This window comes from Proteus sp. TJ1640, from assembly GCF_003144445.1.
Classification (GTDB): Bacteria; Pseudomonadota; Gammaproteobacteria; order Enterobacterales; family Enterobacteriaceae; genus Proteus; species Proteus penneri.
On the sequence record NZ_PENY01000010.1, the window covers coordinates 263,797 to 280,681 of the forward strand.

At 37.8% G+C, this 16,885-nt stretch carries 8 protein-coding genes; 3 read left to right on the top strand and 5 right to left on the bottom strand.

Annotated elements, in window-relative coordinates:
- Positions 1-74: 74 nt before the first annotated feature.
- The 3 genes from DK861_RS04155 (at position 75) to DK861_RS04165 (ending at position 9,378) form a co-directional block, all read left to right on the top strand.
- Positions 75-1,232, top strand: a complete 1,158-nt coding sequence (locus DK861_RS04155; protein ID WP_109399321.1) for an iron-containing alcohol dehydrogenase — start codon at positions 75-77, stop codon at positions 1,230-1,232.
- Between the two features lie 27 nt (positions 1,233-1,259).
- Complete coding sequence (gene dkgA, locus DK861_RS04160) at positions 1,260-2,090, top strand: 2,5-didehydrogluconate reductase DkgA (RefSeq protein WP_109399322.1); 831 nt, start codon at positions 1,260-1,262, stop codon at positions 2,088-2,090.
- Between the two features lie 208 nt (positions 2,091-2,298).
- Positions 2,299-9,378 carry an Ig-like domain-containing protein gene (locus tag DK861_RS04165; protein WP_109399323.1) on the top strand — a complete coding sequence of 2,360 codons (7,080 nt, stop codon included), beginning with the start codon at positions 2,299-2,301 and terminating at the stop codon, positions 9,376-9,378.
- 149 nt (positions 9,379-9,527) lie between these two features.
- Here DK861_RS04165 and carB read toward each other — a convergent pair whose 3' ends face one another.
- The 5 genes from carB to fkpB form a co-directional block, all read right to left on the bottom strand.
- A complete protein-coding gene (gene carB / locus DK861_RS04170) occupies positions 9,528-12,755 on the bottom strand; it encodes a carbamoyl-phosphate synthase large subunit (RefSeq protein WP_109399324.1) in 3,228 nt (1,075 codons plus the stop codon).
- A gap of 17 nt (positions 12,756-12,772) precedes the next feature.
- Complete coding sequence (carA, locus tag DK861_RS04175; protein ID WP_109399325.1) at positions 12,773-13,936, bottom strand: glutamine-hydrolyzing carbamoyl-phosphate synthase small subunit; 1,164 nt, start codon at positions 13,934-13,936, stop codon at positions 12,773-12,775.
- A gap of 435 nt (positions 13,937-14,371) precedes the next feature.
- Complete coding sequence (gene dapB / locus DK861_RS04180; RefSeq protein WP_006535218.1) at positions 14,372-15,193, bottom strand: 4-hydroxy-tetrahydrodipicolinate reductase; 822 nt, start codon at positions 15,191-15,193, stop codon at positions 14,372-14,374.
- Between the two features lie 233 nt (positions 15,194-15,426).
- A complete protein-coding gene (gene ispH, locus DK861_RS04185; RefSeq protein WP_109399326.1) occupies positions 15,427-16,380 on the bottom strand; it encodes a 4-hydroxy-3-methylbut-2-enyl diphosphate reductase in 954 nt (317 codons plus the stop codon).
- Entirely contained in the window at positions 16,361-16,831 is a 471-nt protein-coding gene (gene fkpB / locus DK861_RS04190; RefSeq protein WP_006535221.1) for an FKBP-type peptidyl-prolyl cis-trans isomerase, read from the bottom strand. Before fkpB ends, ispH begins: the two co-directional genes overlap by 20 nt.
- Positions 16,832-16,885 lie beyond the last annotated feature (54 nt).

Sequence of the window (16,885 nt, forward strand, 5' to 3'; positions counted from 1 at the left end):
ATACAGTAAAACACTTTTTCATGATGATTTGTCATAACTGTATATTCAGAACAATAAATTAAGGTGGATACAAAATGCAAAACTTTACTTATTACTCACCGACTCGCCTCCATTTTGGTCAAGGCCAAATAGAAAAATTACGTTCTGAAATAGACAAAAATGAGCGTATCTTATTAACTTATGGTGGTGGTAGTATTAAACGCAATGGCGTATTAGACCAAATTTATACTGCACTTCCTGGCCATCAAATTCATGAATTTGGTGGTATTGAGCCGAATCCTTCCTATGAAACACTAATGAAAGCCGTTTCTTACGCCAGATACCACGGGATCACGCATTTATTAGCCGTCGGTGGTGGTTCCGTTATTGATGGTACAAAATTTATTGCAGCCGCTATCCCTTATAAAGGCGAGCCATGGGAAATTGTAACAAGTCGCGGTAAAGTCATTGAGAAAGCGATACCTTTAAGTTGTGTATTAACACTTCCTGCAACAGGTACTGAAACCAACAGTTTCTCTGTTATCAGCAGAAAACAGACAATGGATAAACAAAGCTTTGCCAGTCCTCATATTTACCCTCATTGTGCTATTTTAGATCCAACAACTACTTATTCTTTACCACCAAGACAAACAGCCAACGGGGTTGTTGATGCTTTTATTCATATCTTAGAGCAATATCTCACTTATCCAGTGAATGCTCGTGTACAAGATGAGTATGCCGAAGGCCTTTTACGTATTTTGATTGATCAAGGACCAAAAGCACTGACATCACCTACAGACTATGATATTCGTGCTAATATAATGTGGACGGCATCACAAGCGCTAAATGGTATTCTTGGTGTGGGTGTTCCTCAAGATTGGGCAACACATGCATTAGGTCACGAACTCACGGCTTTACACGGACTCGATCATGCGCAAACCCTCGCTATTGTTTTACCTGCATTATTAAATGAAAAACGCCAAGCTAAATACGGCAAATTAATTCAATATGCACAAAAAGTTTGGGGCATAAACCAAGGTTCTGACGCTTTTAAAATTGAAACTGCGATTAATGAAACTCGAAAATTCTTTGAATTAATGGGACTTAGAACTCGACTGGCTGATTTCAAAATCGGTGAAGAAGATATTCCCGCATTAGTGCGAAAATTGGAAGAGCATGGACAAGTTGCACTCGGTGAGCATCAAGATATCACATTAGAAGTCAGTCAACGTATTTATACAGCGGCACTCTAAGTACTTTATGCGACTCTGGAGGTAAAAATGGATAAACCTAAACTGATCAAATTATCTGATGGAAATACCATCCCACAACTTGGTCTTGGTGTGTGGAAAGCAGATAATCATCAAGTTGTTAAAGCTATTCATCACGCACTTGATACAGGCTATCGTCTTTTTGATACAGCAGCGATTTATCACAATGAGGAAGGTGTAGGTAAAGCGTTAAAACAGATCACCGTTCCTCGTGATGAACTTTTTATCACAACAAAATTATGGAATAACGATCAGTCTCATGCCCGTGGTGCTTTATTAGAAAGTCTCCAGCGTTTGCAACTTGATTATATTGATCTCTATTTAATGCATTGGCCGGCTCCTTCACGAGAACTTTATGTCGAAGCTTGGAAGCAAATGATTGTTCTGCAAAAAGAAGGATTAGTAAAAAGCATTGGTGTCTGTAATTTTAAAGAAGAACATCTGGAACGCATCATTACAGAAACCGGTGTCACTCCTGTTATTAATCAGATTGAAATTCATCCATTAATGCAACAAGCACCATTAAGAGCTTGGAATACTACTCATAATATTGTGACTGAATCTTGGAGCCCATTAGCACAAGGTGGTGAAGGTGTCTTTGATCAGCCTATTATTCAAAAACTGGCTAAAAAATACCATAAAACCCCAGCGCAAATTGTTTTACGCTGGCATTTAGACAGTGGACTTGTGGTTATTCCAAAATCAGTTACGCCTTCTCGTATTGAAGAAAACTTCCATATTTTTGATTTTAAATTAGAAAAAGAAGAAGTAGCTGAAATTACCGTTCTTGAACAGAAAAAACGTTTAGGTCCTGATCCTGATCTCTTTGTCGATATCTAATTTTTGTTCCTTAATTAAAAAGCCAATAGAATAGATTTTCTATTGGCTTTTCTATAAAAAAATATTCAGCCTTCTTTTTACTTCCATTTTATTTTTTGACCTCAATTTTTTACATATACCTAAATTAATTAATTCACGTTCACTTTCTGATATCTAAAACATCTATAAATAAGAGAATCTCATCATTATTTATTTTGGTGAGTTTAAAATGACAAAATTTAAAAGTGGACTAACCCCTCAGCTTTCTTCTATCACAAAGAAAGTTGCTTGGTTTAATATCTTTATTCAACTGGCTTTTCCTATCTCTGCAACGCTGCCAGCAAATGTGTTTGCTAATGGAAATAACCAAGAAAAACAAGCTATTAATTTATTAAAAAAACAGGAAACCTATCAAGTTAAAGCAGGTGATACACCAGAATCTATCGCCAAGCAATTTAATATAAAACTATTTAAACTTATTGAGGCTAATCCTGATTATGTCTCTTTAGTCGGCAAATTAAAAATAAAGGCAGGTATAACACTTAATATACCCAACGAATCTTTATTGACAAAAAAATGGTTAAATAATAACAATCAAGATATTCCTATCCCTTCGACTAACGAGCAAGAACTAGCTCAAATTATTGTCGATAATTCATCTTTATTAAATAAAGATACCGATGCGACGCAATATGCAATAAGCCGAATTTCAAGTAAAGCCAATCAACAAATAGAACAATGGTTAAATCAATTTGGTCATGCTCGAGTCTCACTTTCAACAGATAAAAAATTCACCTTGGAAGGAAGCTCTGCTGATCTTCTTATTCCACTCTATGATAGCGAGAAGAACTTAGTTTTCTCTCAAACCAGTTATCATCGTAAAGATTCTCGTAGCCAATTAAACCAAGGCATTGGTTATCGGCATTTTACTGATAAATTTATGGTTGGTCTTAATGCTTTTTATGACTACGATTTAAGTCGATATCACAGCCGTTTCGGTGTGGGTGCTGAAGTATGGCGAAACTATTTTAAATTAAGTGTAAATCATTACCACCGTCTATCTAACTGGCGTACTTCTGACGATGTTATGGATTATAACGAACGTCCAGCTAATGGTTGGGATATTCGTACAGAAGGCTACCTGCCTGCTTATCCACAACTAGGTGCAAAACTTATTTTTGAACAATATTACGGTAAAGAAGTCGGGTTATTTGGCAAAGATAATCGCCAAGAAAACCCCCACGCTTATACAGCTGGACTTACTTATACACCAGTGCCTTTAATTACCTTCGGTGCTGAACGTCGTTTTGGTTTAAACGATAATAGTGATAATAAATTTGATATAAATATCCAATATCGACTTGGGGAATCACTCTCTTCACAACTTAATCCAGATAATGTTAGAGCAACACGTTTAATGTCTGGAAGTCGCTATGATTTTGTAAATAGAAACAACGACATTGTTCTTGAATATAAAAAGAAAACCTTAGTATTCCTCTCTATTGCACCGACAATTAATGGTTACGCAAAAGAAGAAAAAGATTTAGGTGTGCAAGTGCACTCTAAATATCCCGTTAAACAAATTGAATGGTCTGCGAGTCGCTTAATTGCCAATGGAGGTAAGATTAATCATAATAATAATCTTAGTTACTCAATCATTCTTCCTCGTCATATCGCTGGTTCAGCAGAAAAAAACAGCTATACAATAAGCGCTGTTGCTATTGATGAACAAGGTAATCGTTCTGATCCAGTACAGAGTCAAGTCACGGTTGATCAATCTGCGATTAATACACAAAATAGCCAATTTACACCAAAAGCAACGCAACTACCTGCCGATAATCATTCTGCACAAAATCTGATCTTATCAATCCTCGATAACGATAAACTTCCCATTGATATCAATCTAAAAGAACTTTCATTAAATATTCAGTCTGATAATCCAGCTGGCAATAGCCAAGTTTCACATTTCAGTAGAATTGATGCAGGGAAATATCAAGTTACAGTCACCGCAGGAAGTACACCTGAAACAGTGACATTAACGCCAAAATTTAGAGACAACACCTTTAATCAGGCACAAGTGACTTTTATTGCTGATCCACATTCCGCTATTATTGCTAAAGGTGGATTAACCGTGATTAAAAACCACGCACCTGCTGATGGTAAAAGCCAAAATAAAATTCAAGCTATCGTAACTGATATTAATGCCAATAGAATTCCTAACTATCCAGTCTCTTTTACTGCGGATAATGGCGCAACAATTATTGGACAAGCAAATACTGATGCTGAAGGTAAAATCATTGTTCCAATTACCAATACACATATTGGTAAAAGCATAATTAATGCGAGTGTTAAAAACATTACCTATTCAACTAATGTTGATTTTATTGCTGATATTAATTCAGCAAAAATAAACACTTTCACTATTAACCCAAATAGTTCATTTGCCAATGGAACCGATGAAAAGTTAATTGCTTTCAATATCATAGATAAAAATAACAACCCTGTTCCCAATGCCAAAATTCAATTATCTGCTGATAATCAAGCTCAGCTTAAAAAAACTGAGTTACTGACGGACAGTCAAGGTAATGCATCAACAACTATGACCAGTCAAATAGCAGACACAGTCACTGTAATAGCACGGGTTAATAAAATAGACACGAAAAAGACAACGCAGTTTATTGCCGATCAATCCAACGGTAGAATTATTTCAGTGACACCATCGGCAGCCCCCTATATTGCTGATGGCAAAACAGCAGTAACATTTACCGCCGTTGTTGAAGATAAAAATCACAACATCTTACCGAATGCGAAAATAATTTGGTCTACTAATCGGGACCAACAGATTGTTCCTATTAATGAAGTTTCAACAACAGATAACCAAGGTGTTGCTCAAACGACAGTAACCAGTACTCAAGCCTTTGATGTTATTGTCACAGCCCGTATTGGTAATGAATCACTTGATGCATTACCGATTACTTTTATTGCGAATAACAAACAAGGTTTAATCACTTTAACCACGAATAAAACTGAATTAATTGCAGACAATAAAGAACAAGCAATACTCACCGCCGTGGTGAAAGATAAATTTGGTAATACATTACCAAACGTCACTGTTGAATGGCAATCTAGTGCCTCTACCACACTCGATAAACAAAAGAGTGTGACCGATAATCAAGGCCAAACAACCAATAAAATTCAAACCAAAAAAGCAGGTGCAACAGAGATTATTGCCACGCTTTCAAATAAAGAAAAAGCACAATTGACACTCACCGCTATTGCCGACCCGAATAGTGCCAATATTGTCTTAACAGCTGTAAATAACAAAACAGAAGCGATCGCAGATAATCACGATACAATTACCTTAATGGCGCATGTTACGGATGCTGAAAATAATCCATTAATAAAACAATCCGTATTCTGGTCTTCAACCCATAATGTGTTGAGTGAGAATATGGTAAAAACTGATGACAATGGGAATGTACAAATTGTAATAAAAGGAACTGAAGCACAACCGACAACTGTTACAGCAACTCTGGAAAATAGCCAAAGCGCTACAACAAATCTTCGTTTTATTGCCGGTCAAGTTAATACATCACAAAGTACATTTTTGATTGAACCTCAATCTATTATTGCCAATGGTCAATCACTTGCTACTGGCACAATAATCTTAAAAGATAAATTTGATAATCCAGTTCCGAAACAAAATAAATTTATTACTCTCTCTGGTGACAACAACACCATAAAATTTAGTGCACTCAAAGAAATCAATACTGGCATTTATCAGACAACCATCAGCGGTAAACAAGAAGGTATTAGTCTTATTCGTGCCCAATATACGAATGCAAGTAATACCTTTAATTTAACTCAACCTCTTGGTTTTATCGCTGATAAGCAAAATGCCATAATTAATGAGGTTAATGTTATCGCGCCTTTTGATGTCACCGCAAATGGGAAAGATAAAGTTGTTATCCGTGCAAAAATTGTTGATAAACAAGGTAATTCAAATATGGAAGGCGTTGCTGTGGGTTGGTTAACTTCTCTAGGCAAACTTTCATTACCTATCAGTAAAACCGATAAAAATGGGATTGCAGAAATTACCTTAAGTAGTACACAAGCAGGTATTGCTCAAGTTACAGCGATGCTTGATAGCCAACAATCTCTCGATGCAGACCATCTGATTAACTTTAATACTGATGTGATTTCTGCTGATAAATCTCAATTATCGCTTATCCCTAACACGATTATTTCTGAAACGGGGCATTCTCAAATCACGTTAACGTTAAAAGATAAATACGATAATTTATTAACAGGGCTAGAGAACAAAATCAGCGTTAACTACAGTACTGATTTAACCGCAACCACAACAGCATTTAATGAAATCTCAACTGGGGTTTATCAAGCTCAAGTTAGTGCATTAAAAGCAGGTCAAACAACGATCAGTACTAAAGTTAATTCGGTCACACTCACACAAACAGCGCAATTAACTGTTATGCCTAACAACCAGACAGCCAAAGTTGACAAATTTGTGATAAGTAATACACAACCTAATGCAGGCGATACTATCATTTATCACGCTTATATCAGTGATAAAAATAATAATCCTGTTAACAGTGGCGTTAGTGTGACATGGACAACGGATAAAGATAGCTTACTTGCTAAACCACTGACATTTACAGACAGCAAAGGTATTGCTGACGTTAAATTAACACGTAATCCTGCGGGTATAGCTAAAGTTAACGCCGTTTTAATTTCAGGTAGTTATTCTGCCCCTGATGTCAATTTTGTGGCAGATGATGTTGATGAAAATAGTTCAGAAATCAACTTAATACCGGCAACAATCATCGCCAATGGTACAGATAAAGCGTTACTCACTTTAACAATTAAAGATAAAGGCGGTAATATTCTGCCAGATCAGCAAGTTGAAGGGATCGCTAATAATCCAACGATTCAGTTTAGCCCAGCCAAACAAGTCTCTCCGGGTCATTATGAAATTGAAGCAACGGGGACTAAATCAGGTACAGCACAATTAAGTGTTAAAGTTAACGGTGTTGATTTCAAAAAACAAAAAACCTTACAACTTCATGCCGATGCAACAACTTGGCAAATCAAATCTGTCAATGTCGATAGAACAAGTATGATTGCTGGAGATAAGGGGGTTAATTATCAAGCAACCATAGTGGATGCTAATGACAATATATTGCCTAACGTTATTGTGTCATGGAAGTTACAAGGTTTAGCTGATGACTATGACTTTAGTACCTATACAGATACAAATGGTATCGCAAGAACAAAAGTCACCAGCACGGTTGCGGGTATATTGAAAATGAGTGCTTATCTTGATTTAAATAATCATAAGCAAATTCAGGATGTAACCGTAAATCCAACTAACATCGATGTCAATAAATCAACCTTTACGAGTAGCCGTCAATCAATAGGTGGAGATGATAAAGATAGCGCCCTACTCGCTGTAAATTTAATAGATAAATACGATAATACGATTGATGGTAAAACAGTTTCGATAAAAACAGTCAGTGGTAAGCCTAATTTTAGTGATAACCCACTAAATTCATTAGGAAATGGTAAATATCAAACCAATCTTACTTCAAATGTTAAAACAGATATTATCTTAACAGCTGAAGCGGAAGGATTAACCATTGCAAAACCATTAACCATAAAAGTCACTATCCCGAAACCTAATATTATTTTTGACAAACAAATCCAGCAAGAAACCTACGCTTCTACACCAATCAGCGCACTAGGTTATACAGGATTGCCTAATAATATTGACGTGATGTGGTCTAGCTCCGATCCGACTATTGCCTCTATTAATACGGCTACCGGTAGCATTTCGATGAAAAAAGCAGGTACTGCTGTTATCACACTACAAACATCAGGTAATAATCAATATCAACCTGCTCAAAGTAGTTATCCTTTGGTGATTGAGAAAGCGGATGTCGGACTAGTCGCCAAAGAATCTCAATTAAACTCAATTTGGAATGATAATATTCCGCAACAAGTGGTGATTTTATATACCAATAAAGATGCCACAAATAACCCTCCACCTAAACAATTTGTCAATTACAAACAAGCTATAATAGCAGTCGATGAACAAGGAAAAATTACACCAATAAAACCAGGCGATACAAGCATTACCGTATTATCTCAAGCAACAGAACAATTTAAGTCATCAAGTACAGTCATTGATTACACGCAAGATAAAGGCACAATAAATTATTATTTTAAAAATTCAGATGAAACATTAATTGTTGATGCATTGTCAAATGGCGTATTGACCGCTCAGGCACCGACTCCTCCACTGCCTACTGGTATTAATGCCATTTGGAGTAGTAGTAATCCAAGTGTTGTAGAAGTCACTCCGGAAGGTGCGATCACCCACTTAAGTGTAGGAAGAGCCACACTCACATTATCAATTAAAGATGATGCTTATTATCATGATAACCATAATAGTTATAATATTATGGTAAAACCTGCACCTTATATTACGATTGATTCAGTAAAATTTCAGTCTGCCGGTAGAGAGACGATTGCCTCAAATGCTAACAATTTATCTTGGCAACCTATTTACATCTCAGATAACCAATTTACTGTTAATTGGAGTGCCACAGAAACACCTCATGCTATTAACTTTGAACTGTATGATGATAAGAATAATTTGATCCAATTAGAGGAAAGACAAAATTATAAACCTAAAAACAATATAACTGATCCTGTTATTATCTCTCCACCTGAATCTTACATAAATAAGCCACAAAATTTGAAATTAAAAGTGATCACGTTTGATTTTAATGATAAACCTTATCCTAAAGAATATAACATTGCGGTTAAATCAATTTCTGCACAAACGGCTGAAAATTTAATTTCAATTAGTCTTAATTCTCAATTTTTATATACAGATAGTGGTAGTTCAGCATCATCTTGCCAAGACCAGTGGGGAACAAGCACCACACACTTTACGGTAATACCTAGAATAGAATTTAAGGGTGATACTAAAAATTTACTTTATCCAATCAAGTTAACTGCGAAAATAGATAATATAACGTTAAATCCATCGAACCTATCACAAGGAGTAATTAATCAAAATGTAGTTTATCCCAATGATTTTACCTTGAGTAAGACATCGGAGAATACTCATGAATTTAAGACAACATCATCACAATATGCTATTGATAAAGAATGCAAGGTTTCAGACTCAGGTTATGGTGTATTTAAACTAACCATAGATGTATATGGAAATAAACAAGAAATAACAAAGAACTTCAACTGGAGTGGCTTTAATGGTGCCCATTGATAAACAAATAAATTAAATTTAAAGCCACATTATTTAAAAATAATGTGGCTTTTTTTCCATGTAATTTTCTTTATTTTGAATAGTAATAGAAAAAATCCCGAATACGAGTTTCCTTATATTCGGGATTATGATGACAACAATAAATAAACTTAAGTGTTATTTATCTTTTTATGCATCTCTTGGACTGATATCACATCCGCTGTAGGATCTGCCGTTAATGACAGTGTTGTCGCAAATCCACCATTTAATGTCGTGTCATAATGGACTTTATACCTTAATGCACTACGACGAATAATCTTTGAATCTTCAATGGCTTGACGACCAGAAGTGGTATTCACAATATAGTCATATTCACCATTTTTAATTCTATCTTCAATATGCGGTCGCCCTTCATGCACTTTATTGACTAAACGTGGATTTATTCCTGCTTCACCTAATACAATAGCTGTACCATGTGTAGCATCTAATTCAAATCCACTTTTTAGTAATTTCGTCGCCAAATCAACAACACGCTTTTTATCACCCTCTCGCACAGAAAGAAGTGCTCTACCTTTTTTCTTCATGGTAGAACTGCTACCCAACATCGCTTTAGCAAAAGCTTGTGCAAAGGTTGTTCCAACGCCCATCACTTCACCTGTTGAACGCATTTCTGGCCCTAAAATCGGATCAACCCCTGCAAACTTATTGAAAGGTAAAACGACTTCTTTTACTGAGTAATAAGGGGGAATAACTTCTTTTGTTACACCCTGCTCTTCAAGGCTTTGGCCAATCATGACACGCGCAGCAACTTTGGCTAATGGCACCCCCGTAGCTTTTGACACAAAAGGCACAGTTCGAGCAGCGCGAGGATTGACTTCGATGAGATAAACATCATCACCTTTCACCGCAAATTGTGCATTCATTAACCCTTTTACACCTAACTCAAAAGCAAGTTCACGAACCTGTTTACGCATCACATCTTGAATTTCTTTACTTAGGGTATAAGCAGGCAATGAGCAAGCTGAGTCACCAGAGTGAACACCTGCTTGTTCGATATGCTCCATAATACCGCCAATCACGACTTGTTTGCCGTCACAAATCGCATCAATATCGACTTCAATCGCATCATCAAGAAAACGGTCTAATAAGACAGGGGCATCGTTTGACACACTGACAGCAGTTTGGAAATAGCGACGTAAATCAACTTCGTCATAAACAATTTCCATTGCGCGCCCACCAAGGACATAAGAAGGGCGAACTACCAGTGGATAACCAATCAATTGTGCTTTTTCTACCGCCTCTTCTAACGCTGTTACAGTAGCATTTTCAGGCTGTTTTAAGCCTAATTTATCAACGGCTTTTTGGAAGCGCTCACGATCTTCGGCTTTATCAATAGCATCTGGTGTTGTACCAATGACTGGCACACCTTCAGCTTCTAGCGCTCTTGCTAATTTCAGTGGGGTTTGCCCACCATATTGCACGATGACCCCTTTCGGTTTTTCGATACGTACAATTTCAAGCACATCTTCTAATGTGACAGGTTCAAAATAGAGTCTGTCAGAAGTGTCATAATCTGTTGAAACCGTTTCAGGGTTACAGTTCACCATGATGGTTTCGTAACCGTCCTCACGTAACGCAAGCGCCGCATGTACACAGCAATAATCAAATTCAATTCCTTGACCTATGCGGTTTGGCCCCCCACCTAAGATCATGACTTTAGGTTTGTTTTGATGGGGATTAGCCTCACACTCTTCTTCATAAGTCGAGTACATATAAGCTGTATCTGTCGCAAATTCTGCCGCACACGTATCAACACGTTTATAGACTGGATGTAGCTGATACTGTTCTCGTAATTGGCGAATAACGTGCTCTTTTACGTTAAGTATTTTTGCTAAACGCGCATCAGCGAAGCCTTTACGTTTTAGCTGACGTAAGAAATCAGCACTCAACCCTTTGATGCCTATTTCACCAACTTTTTCTTCAAGACGAACAATTTCTTCAATTTGAACTAAGAACCAACGATCAATATTAGTAAGGTTAAACACACCATCAACAGACAGCCCTGCTCGGAAAGCATCTGCGATATACCAAATTCGGTCAGAACCTGCATCTTTTAGCTCTCGACGAATTTTGGTTAATGCTTCAGGGTCGTCTAAATCAACTTTAGGATCAAAACCCGTCGCCCCAACTTCAAGGCCTCGTAACGCTTTTTGCATAGATTCTTGTAGCGTTCTACCGATTGCCATCACTTCACCGACAGATTTCATTTGCGTAGTTAATCTGTCATTGGTTCCTGCAAATTTTTCAAAGTTAAAGCGAGGGATTTTTGTCACAACATAATCAATAGAAGGCTCGAAAGAAGCAGGAGTTCTTCCGTCTGTGATGTCATTCATCAGCTCATCGAGGGTATAACCTACTGCTAATTTTGCGGCAACTTTAGCAATTGGAAAACCTGTTGCTTTGGACGCCAAGGCAGAAGAGCGTGACACACGAGGATTCATTTCAATAACAATCAAACGCCCTGTTTTAGGATCAACAGCAAACTGAACATTAGAGCCCCCCGTTTCAACACCTATCTCACGTAATACTGCCATCGAGGCGTTACGCATAATTTGATATTCTTTGTCGGTAAGTGTTTGTGCTGGCGCGACAGTAATGGAATCACCCGTATGAATTCCCATTGCATCGAAGTTTTCGATAGAGCAGACGATAATGCAGTTGTCGTTTTTATCACGCACGACTTCCATTTCGTACTCTTTCCAACCAATCAGTGATTCATCAATTAATAGTTCATTGGTTGGTGATAAATCTAAACCACGAATACAGATTTCTTCAAATTCTTCACGATTATAGGCAATACCGCCACCCGTTCCGCCCATCGTGAATGAAGGGCGAATAATACAAGGAAAACCAACTTGTTCAGCGACAGCAAAAGCTTCATCAAGGTTATGTGCAATACCTGAACGAGCAGTATCTAAGCCGATTTTTTTCATCGCTTTATCAAAGCGTTGCCTATCTTCTGCTTTATCAATCGCATCAGCTGTTGCCCCAATCATGGTGACACCAAACTCAGCTAAAACACCTTGGCGCTCCAATTCTAAAGCGCAGTTTAGTGCTGTCTGCCCACCCATTGTCGGTAATACCGCATCAGGGCGCTCTTTTTCAATAATTTTTCTCACAACTTGCCAGTGAATAGGCTCAATGTACGTTGCATCGGCCATTTCAGGATCGGTCATAATGGTTGCAGGATTTGAATTTACCAAAACAACTCGATATCCCTCTTCACGTAGAGCTTTACATGCTTGAGCGCCTGAATAATCAAACTCACACGCTTGTCCGATTACAATCGGTCCTGCACCTAAAATCAGGATTGTTTTGATATCTGTTCTTTTAGCCATTTTCTTTCGCTCCTGATTTATTTTGTTGTTACTGATTGCAGGTTTTGACGATATTGCGCGATTAGCTCGATAAAGTGATCAAAAAGAGGTGCGGCATCATGTGGTCCAGGGCTGGCTTCTGGATGGCCTTGGAAACTAAATGCTGGTTTATCTGTACGATGAATGCCTTGTAAAGAACCATCAAACAGAGATTTATGTGTTACACGTAAATTGGCGGGAAGAGATGTTTCATCAACAGCAAACCCATGATTTTGTGCTGTGATCATCACCGTATTTTTATCTAAATCTTTAACCGGATGGTTACCACCATGATGACCAAATTTCATTTTTACCGTTTTAGCACCGCTCGCTAATGCTAATAGCTGATGCCCTAAACAAATACCAAATACCGGAATATCAGTAGTTAAAAAGGTTTGAATGGCGTTAATGGCATACTCACAGGGCTCTGGATCCCCGGGGCCATTTGAAAGAAAAATACCATCAGGTGAAAGCGCTAAAACATCTTGCGCTGGCGTTTGTGCAGGCACAACAGTCACTCGACATCCACGATCAACTAACATGCGTAAAATATTACGTTTCACACCGAAATCATATGCCACAATATGCAATGGCAATTCAGCCGCCAATTTAGCCTCTGGTAATTCATTTTCTAACGTCCAACTGCCTTGAGTCCACTGATAAGGTTGTTTAACGGTTACTGTTTTGGCTAAATCCATGCCTTTTAAACCCGGAAATGATTTAGCCTTTTCGAGCGCAACATGGCTATCAAGGCGATCCCCGGCGATAATACAGCCATTTTGTGCGCCTTTTTCTCTCAATAAGCGCGTTAACTTACGTGTATCAATATCTGCAATTGCAACGATATTATGGCGTTTAAGATAATCAGATAACGTTTCTTGAGCACGATAATTGCTCATCACTAATGGCAAATCACGAATAATTAAGCCTTGAGCATGAATGGTTTCTGATTCTTCGTCTGAATGATTAACGCCAGTGTTGCCAATGTGGGGATAGGTGAGAGTAACAATTTGTTGGGAGTAAGACGGGTCGGTTAGTATCTCTTGATAACCAGTCATTGAAGTGTTAAAAACGACTTCACCGATGGCGGCGCCTTCTGCGCCAATCGACTTGCCGTGGAATTCGGTCCCATCTTCTAGAACCAGTATAGCTGATTTAATCAAAACGCCCTCCAGAGAATAATAAATCACATTTCATGCATATTAATTCAGATTTAAGACTCTAAATCAATGCCAAAAACATAAAATTGGGCAAATTTTTGGCAAATTGGGCGCATTCTAAAGATCGAATGGGCAGATGTCTAGAAAAAACACCTTTTTAATTAAAAAAATATCAATCATTAGCAATTTAATTAACCAAGTGACAATTAACACAACAAATCTTACAGATTTAACCGTTTGCTTACCAAGATAATTTAAAAATGAAATTTTAAAAGAAAATACGGCGTGATACGTTCTATTTTTAGAAAAAAAATAGAAAAAATAAGAGATAAATAACACAAATAAGAACAAACAGAATAAAAACAAAAAATCAAATAAAAAAAACTCACAATTAAACAAATAATTATGAGTTTTCATATGGTTAAAAATAATAAAAAATCACAATTCTTCTAAAGAAAGCACATCTTTCATATTATATAGACCTGATTTTTTACAACTTAACCAAATAGCCGCCCTTACCGCACCATTTGCAAATGTCATTCGGCTAGAAGCCTTGTGGCTTATCTCGACTCTTTCACCAATATCGGCAAAAATCGCAGTATGTTCACCCACAATATCCCCCGCACGAATAGTAGCAAAACCAATACTTTGAGGGTCACGCTCTCCCGTATGCCCTACTCGCTCATAAACGGCACACTCTTTAAGATCACGACCCAGTGCCTCTGCAATAGATCCCCCCATTGCTAATGCAGTACCTGATGGAGCATCAACCTTATGGCGATGGTGCGCTTCTACAATTTCAATATCACTGTAAGAACCCATCACTTTAGCGGCTTTTTCAAGTAACTTAAGCACCAGATTGACACCAACACTAAAGTTAGCAGCAAATACAATTGGGATAATTTTAGCTGCATTTTCAATCGCTTTTTTGCCTTCATCATCAAAGCCAGTCGTACCGATGATCATGCCTTTTTGTTGTTCTACACAAAATTCAATATGAGAAAGCGTTCCTTCGGGGCGTGTAAAATCAATTAATACATCAAATGCATTAGCTTGTGCTAATAAGTTATCAGTTACCGTGACACCGATATGACCAATGCCAGCCAATTCACCCGCATCTGAGCCAATTAATGAAGAATTTGTACGTTCAAAAGCAGCACCTAGCACAGTTCCTTCTTGTTGAGAAATTGCCTGAATTAATTGGCGCCCCATACGACCACCCGCACCAACAACAGCAAGACGAAGTTCTTTCGCAGACATAACTAAATTTCTCCTAAACAATACTTATGATCTCTATTTATTGTTTACAGATTAGCGAGGTCATCCACTTGATGCCAGCATTTAACGTTCAAGATAAGAAAAACACACAAAACCCTAGTGATTATCAGTAAAAGAGATGAATAGCATGATTATTCATTTAACTTAACTTTTAGCATAAAAAAAGCAGAGTTATTCACTCTGCTTTTTAAATTCACCATCACATTTAAGTGATATTATTCAATAACTTTATAATCGAGACGAAGCTCTTTAGGGACTTCAAAAACAATATTTTCTTCACGCCCTGATAATTCGACCACATCATCAGCACCGAAGGTTTTTAAACGTTCTAATACTTGTTGAACTAAAATATCAGGCGCTGAAGCGCCTGCTGTAACACCAACAATATTTGCATTAGCGACCCATGATTCATCAATATCTTCAAAGCTATCGATAAGATAAGAAGGCTTACCCGCTCGCTGTGCAAGCTCCGCTAAGCGATTTGAGTTTGATGAGTTTTTAGAGCCAACAACAAAAACAACGTCCGCTTTTTCAGCAAGCTCTCTTGCCGCTTCTTGACGATTGGTTGTTGCGTAACAGATATCATCCTTACGAGGCCCAATAATTTTAGGGAAGCGTGCATTTAAAGCATCGATCACTTCAGATGTATCATCTACAGAAAGTGTTGTTTGAGTCATAAAGCAAAGATTATCTTCATCTTTTACTTCTAATTTCCAAACATCAGCAGGCGACTCAACCAAATACATTCCCCCTTCAGGGTTACTGTATTGCCCCATGGTACCTTCAACTTCAGGGTGTCCTGCATGACCTATTAAAATTGCTTCTTTACCTTTACGGCTAGCTCTAGCCACTTCCATATGAACTTTAGTCACCAATGGGCAAGTTGCATCATAAAGCATTGTTAAATTACGTGAGCGAGCTTCTTGCCGAATAGCTTGAGAAACACCATGAGCCGAAAAAATTAAAATCGCGTTATCGGGTACTTCTGAAATTTCTTCAATAAAGATAGCACCACGTTCACGTAAGTCGTTAACGACATAGCGGTTATGAACAACCTCGTGGCGAACATAAATAGGCGCGCCATAGATTTCCAGAGCGCGATCAACAATGCTGATAGCTCGGTCAACACCAGCACAAAAGCCTCGTGGGTTAGCCAGCAGTATTTGCATGTGTTGTTTCCTCCTCCGGATTGATACAGACAACTTCAATATCAAATGTCACTTCTTCTGACGCTAACGGATGATTAAAGTCAACTGTTACGGAATCTTCAGTGACATCTCTTACAATGCCTGGCATTTCACTGCCATTCATTGCTGTAAATAGCATAATAGTGCCAGCCTCAGGCACACCAGACTCTGCAAAGTCAGAAGGCATAAAGTATTGGATCAAGTCAGGATTGTATTTACCAAAAAGATGCTCACCCGCAAGCGTAAAGGTTTTTTTATCTCCCGTAGATAATCCCAATAATTCAGCTTCTAAGGCTGGTGATAAACTTTCATCACCTAAACGAAAAAGAGCGGGTTTACCATGCGCTTGTGTAGATTCAGCAACAGAGCCATCTGCTAACTTTAAAGTGAAATTCAGCAACACTGCGCTGTCGTTGAGTACCTGCATAACCATACTAATACCTTCTTATTAAGCGTAACCCCCGCCATAAGGCAGGGGTTATTTTAG